We start from the raw sequence: 5224 nt of genomic DNA, 5'->3' as shown, positions 1-5224 counted from the left end.
CCATGACTGGAGCCTTGTTACGGTTGTTGAATATGCTGTCAATTACCTGGAGGTACAGGAGATCGTTGTCGTCGGCCATTCCGATTGCGGTGCCATGAAAGCGCTGGATAAAGATCTTCAGGACCCCTATATCCCGCTCTGGCTCAACGATGCCCGTGAGGCAAAGACGCGGGTCGATGGCCGTATTTCGAATGCACAGACGCCCAAAGACCCGAAGGAACGCGCTCACCAGATTGAGCTGGAAAATGTCAGGCTCCAGATTGAGCACCTGATGACGTACCCCTCTGTCAGGGAGGCCGTCGATGAGGGGAGAGTGCAGGTCCATGGCCTGTACTATGACCTGGCAACAGGCACCCTTTCACGGGTGACATGACCTGCTCCCGCGGACGGCAGGGTGCGACTCTTCACCGCACCACGAGCACGTGCGCCCGCGCCCTGTGCACCACCGCCGCCGTCACCCCGCCGAGGAGAGAGCGGAGAGCAGAGTGACGCCCCTTCGCCCCCATGACGATGAGCGTCGGTGCAAATGTCTCCTCGACACCGAGAATCTCGTCGATGGCGTTGCCGGTCGCAAGGTCGGTGACGACCTGCGGGATGCCGGGGGGTTCGAAGTGCCTCTTCAGGCCTGCAAGCCGCATTGCGTCCTCCCTATTGAAGGCCGCGATCTCGTCCTGCGACGCCGTCCAGAGGCGTCGGGTGTCCTGCACGTGCATGATCACGAGGCGCTCGGGCCGCGCCCCGGCCATCCACTCGATGAAGGGGATGCACCTCTCCGCCTCCTCCGAGAAGTCGGTGAGGTAGAGAATCCGGCGGAAGATCCCGTCCGTCGTGAGGGTGCAGGCCGTCGGGTCCCCCTCCTTCAGCACCGCAAGGCGGAGGACGAGGAGAGGCACCGGCGCATGGGCGAGCACGTTCTCGGTCTGGCTCCCCAGGAGCATGCGGGGGATGAGGGAGCGGCCGTGCGACCCCATCACGATGAGAGAGGGCGGGTCGGCCTCGGCCCTCTCCAGGACCTCGATCCAGGGGATGCCGTCGACGACCTCGGCCCTGACGTCGGGAACACCGCAGGCCAGAAGACGCTCCGTCCACCCGGCCATCACCTCCCGGTCGTGCTCCCGCACGCCGGGGTCGGCCGCCGTGTCGCGGATATTGACCACATACAGCAGGTCGGCCCGCCCGACGCCGAGACGGGCGATCTCCTCCACGGCAGGCTTCATCGCCGCCGCAGAACCGTGGATCTCCAGGGGCACGAGCATCCTCTCCATCATCCGCTCTCCCCCCGGAACATCCCCTGCGTCCGCAGGCAGATCCGCACGAGCATCAGCATCACCGGCACCTCGATCAGCACGCCGACGACCGTGGCGAGCGCCGCCCCCGACCCCAGACCGAAGAGGATGGTCGCCGTGGCGATCGCCACCTCGAAGTGGTTGGAGGCGCCGATCATCCCGGCCGGGGCGGCGTCCCTGTATACGAGGCCGAGCCGCGGCGCCAGGACGAAGTACCCGAGGGTGAAGATGAGCACCGTCTGGAGGAAGAGGGGGACCGCGATCCAGAGAATGGTCAGGGGGTTTTCGACGATGACGTCCCCCTTGAAGGCGAAGAGGAGGACGAGCGTGCCGAGCAGGGCGACGATCGAGACCGGCGTCAGCAGGTGGAGGAACCGCGTCTCGAACCATGCCATCCCCTTGCGGGCGAGGATCCATTTCCTGGTGAGATACCCGGCGACGAGGGGGAGGGCCACATAGACGGCGACCGAGAGGAGGATCGTCTGCCAGGGGATGGGCATGGCGTTCACGCCGAGGAGGAACCCGCCGAGCGGGGCGTAGAGGACGAGCATGGTGAGGGAGTTGATCGCCACCATGATCAGGGTGAGGCCGTCGTTGCCTCTGGCGAGATAACTCCACATCAGCACCATCGCGGTGCAGGGGGCGATGCCGAGGAGGATGCACCCGGCGACATAACTCCGCCAGAGTTCGACGACCGTGCCGTCGGGGAGCACCTCGGTGCCCGGGATGAAGCCGACGAAGAGGTAGCCCAGGAAGAAGGTGGCGATGAGGTACATCGTGAAGGGCTTTATCGCCCAGTTCACGAAGAGGGTGAGGGCGACCGGCCGCGGCGTCCGGGCCGCCCGCAGCACCTCGGCGAAGTCGATCTTCACCATGATCGGGTACATCATGAAGAAGAGGGCGATGGCGATGGGTATCGAGACCTGGTAGACGGAGAAGGAGTCGAGGGCGACGGCGACGCCCGGAGCGACCCGGCCGAGGGCGATCCCGGCGACGATGCAGAGCGCCACCCAGAGGGTGAGGTACTTCTCGAAGGTGGAGAGGCGGCGTTCTGTCACCGCTCCACCGCCTTCAGGGCCGCACGCCGGATCAGGTCGGCGGGCACGGCCTCGCAGACCTCGTCCCCGCAGACGATCGCCCGGCACGAGGCGTCCGTTCCGGTGATGCAGGAGCAGGAGACGCACGGCGTCGTCTCGACCCGCACCTCGTCGAGGAGGTCTTCGAGGGGTGTGCCGTTGAAGAGGACGGTGTTGGACTCCGCGATCCTCTCGGGCGGGAGGACCGTCTCCACCACCTCCACCCTGACCCTCCGGGCCGCGAGCAGGGGCCGGATCTCGTCCAGCACCGCCGCGAGGGTGCGGCCGGTCGCGGCACACCTCTCGCAGGTCGCGTCGATGTCTTCGCCGATGTGCCGCCATTCGACGACGAGGGTGGTCTCCCGCAGGAGCGCCCTGATCTCGGCGACGTCGGCCACCCGGCCCGAGACCTTCAGGTCGCCGTCGACGACGAGCGCCGGGGTCGAGATCACGCCGCGCTCCATGAAGACGGTGATCTCCTCGACCTTCTCGATCTCGGCGGAGATCCCGAGTTCTGCGACCGCTTTTTCGACGTTCTTTGCCAGGCGCCTGCACTTCGCGCAGTCGGTTCCAAGGATCTCTATCTTCATGGTCATCGCCCTCTTCTGTCTATGTCTGCCATGGGGCCGTGTGTCGTATAATCATTCCGCAGCAGGCCTGGAACGAGCCGGGGCGACAGGGAGGAAAGGCGAACGCCGGGGTCCAATATGGCTGATATGGCCCCCATTCTCCGTTTCCGGCCCTTCGATCTCGGCAGTATGGGTCGCGTTTTGGGACGTGCCGTTCTGGGGGTTTTTGCGTATTCGACGGGAAAAGGTGCGGTTTTATCGGAGGTAGAATGTCCGCTCCGGGGGGAGAAGGGACGCGGGGTGGGCCATGCCGGGATCGAGGGGGAGAAGGGCGGGAAAAAGGGCGGAAATCGGCGCGAATCCGGGAGCAGCAGATCCCCCATCGTGCAACAATCAACCCTATATGCGCCAGGGACGCACACCCTGTATGCGCCCCCCGACGAGGTCAGCCTCCTCCTTGACGACCTCAACAGCGTCACGGCCGACGACCTCGAAGACCAGGACCTCGACTTCAAGGAATGGATCGCCCGCAGCCGGAACGACGCCCTCAAACAGATCGTCGAGTACGCCATCTGCATGGCCAACGGCGGTGGCGGCACCGTCGTCTTCGGTGTTCGTGACCACGTCGTCGGCAGAGACCGCGCCATCGTCGGCGTCCCCCCCGAGATCGACGTCAACCCCCTGAAAAAAGCCGTCTACGACTCGACCGACCCGAAAATCACGCCCGTCTTCGAGGAGGTGCAGGTGCCCGAAGGGACAGGCCGCCTCATCCTGATGCAGATCCACCCCGGCATCCCGCCCTACACCGACACCGGCGGCCATGGGAAGATCAGGATCGGAAAAGACTGCCAGCCCCTCACCGGCACCCTGCGGCGGCGCATCGGTGTGGAGACCGGGGAGACCGATTTCACCGCCGAAGAGATCCCCGGAACTCCCGAGTCCCACATCTCGGCGGCGGCCATGGAGGTGCTCAGGGCGGCGGCAGCACGGGAAAAAGCCCCCGACGACCTCCTCGGCCTCTCTGACATCGACCTCCTCACCTCCCTCGGCCTTGTCAGGTCGGGCCACATCACCAGGGCCGGGATCATCCTCGCCGGCAAAGAGCGCTCGATATACCGGCACGTTCCCGGTTATGGGTGGACGCACCTGCGCATGATCGACGACACCGACTACTCGGACCGCATGGACGGGCGGGACGCGATGCTGATCGCCATCGACCGGGTCCTCGATCGGATCATGGCCGACAACCCCATCACGACCCTGAAGCAGGGGATGTTCCACTTCGAGCTCCGCCGGTACCCCGAGATCGTCCTCCGCGAAGCGCTGATGAACGCCTTTTACCACGCCGACTTTCGGATCGGCGGCCCGGTCCTCGTCCGCCAGTATCCTCATATGCTGGAGATCGGAAACCCGGGCGGGTTCATCGGCGGGGTATCGCCGGCGAATATCCTCCACCACCCGCCTGTTGCCAGAAACCCCCTCCTCGTCGAGGCGCTCATCAAACTGCGCCTGGTGAATCGGAGCAACCTCGGCGTTCCCCGGATGTACAAGGCGATGCTGGCCGAGGGGAAGGAGCCGCCGATCATCGACGAGCGGGGGGACGCGGTGACGGTGACCGTGAAGGCGGGGGACTACTCCCTGCCGGTCCGGGTGTTTGTCGAGGAGGAGAGTGAGAAGGGGGAGGGGCTGACGGTCGATCATCTCCTCCTCCTCACCTATCTTCTTCATCACTCCGAGATCGACACGCACACGGCTGCGGTCCTGATCCAGCGGTCAGAGCGGGAGGCGCGGGACACCCTGCACGAGATGGAGACGCGGAGAGGTTACCTGGACCGCGGGGGGACCGGGCGGGGCACCTACTGGGTCCTTCGCTCCGACCTCCACCGGCGGCTGATGGTGGCGGGCCACCCTGACCGTGACCGACGGACCGACTGGGAGGCGGCGAAGACGCGGGTGCTGAGCGTGCTGCGGCAGCGGGCCGAGCACGGCGAGGCCGGTCTGTCGAATGCGGAGATCAGGCAGATCACCCGTCTGGACCGATATCAGGTGGTGCGGCTGATGAAAGAGTTGCAGTGCGAAGACCCTGCGGTTGTCCGCCAAGGTGTGGGAAAGGGCAGCCGGTATCGGTACCATGGGTGAGGGCGATTCCCGGTTTTTTGTGATCAGATATGTGATCTGCACATATCGATCACATATGTCTGGATTTATGTGATCGATTCTGTGATCTGCACATATCTGTCTCTATTGTGGAAGGGGATCACACGGTCATCATGTGCTCGTCTCACGGCACACG

Annotated in this window: 5 protein-coding genes; 2 read left to right on the top strand and 3 right to left on the bottom strand. The window is 64.9% G+C overall.

Annotated elements, in window-relative coordinates:
* Positions 1–373 (top strand): carbonic anhydrase (locus PHP59_RS11235; RefSeq protein WP_300167003.1); only part of this gene is annotated, 373 nt, incomplete at its 5' end.
* 31 nt (positions 374–404) lie between these two features.
* On the opposite strand, the gene PHP59_RS11230 is transcribed toward PHP59_RS11235, so the two are convergent.
* The 3 genes from PHP59_RS11230 to PHP59_RS12730 are packed head-to-tail and all read right to left on the bottom strand — an operon-like array spanning position 405 to position 2952.
* Entirely contained in the window at positions 405–1265 is an 861-nt protein-coding gene (locus PHP59_RS11230) for a universal stress protein (protein WP_300167000.1), read from the bottom strand.
* Entirely contained in the window at positions 1265–2344 is a 1080-nt protein-coding gene (gene arsB / locus PHP59_RS11225) for an ACR3 family arsenite efflux transporter (protein WP_300166997.1), read from the bottom strand. The genes PHP59_RS11230 and arsB overlap by 1 nt, the downstream gene beginning before the upstream one ends.
* Entirely contained in the window at positions 2341–2952 is a 612-nt protein-coding gene (locus tag PHP59_RS12730) for an MTH895/ArsE family thioredoxin-like protein (protein WP_366943766.1), read from the bottom strand. Before PHP59_RS12730 ends, arsB begins: the two co-directional genes overlap by 4 nt.
* A 363-nt stretch (positions 2953–3315) precedes the next feature.
* Here PHP59_RS12730 and PHP59_RS11210 point away from each other — a divergent pair, with 363 nt between their 5' ends.
* Positions 3316–5070, top strand: coding sequence for an RNA-binding domain-containing protein (locus PHP59_RS11210; RefSeq protein ID WP_300166994.1), 1755 nt, complete (start codon positions 3316–3318; stop codon positions 5068–5070).
* Positions 5071–5224 lie beyond the last annotated feature (154 nt).

The organism is Methanofollis sp., assembly GCF_028702905.1.
Classification (GTDB): domain Archaea; phylum Halobacteriota; class Methanomicrobia; order Methanomicrobiales; family Methanofollaceae; genus Methanofollis.
This window is presented reverse-complemented; position numbering and strand designations above follow the sequence as displayed.

What these genes read in the sequence shown, in the direction of transcription:
- PHP59_RS11230 (WP_300167000.1), bottom strand. Translation starts at nt 1,265, where the DNA reads ATGGAGAGGATGCTCGTGCCCCTGGAGATCCACGGTTCTGCGGCGGCG.
- PHP59_RS12730 (WP_366943766.1), bottom strand. Translation starts at nt 2,952, where the DNA reads ATGAAGATAGAGATCCTTGGAACCGACTGCGCGAAGTGCAGGCGCCTG.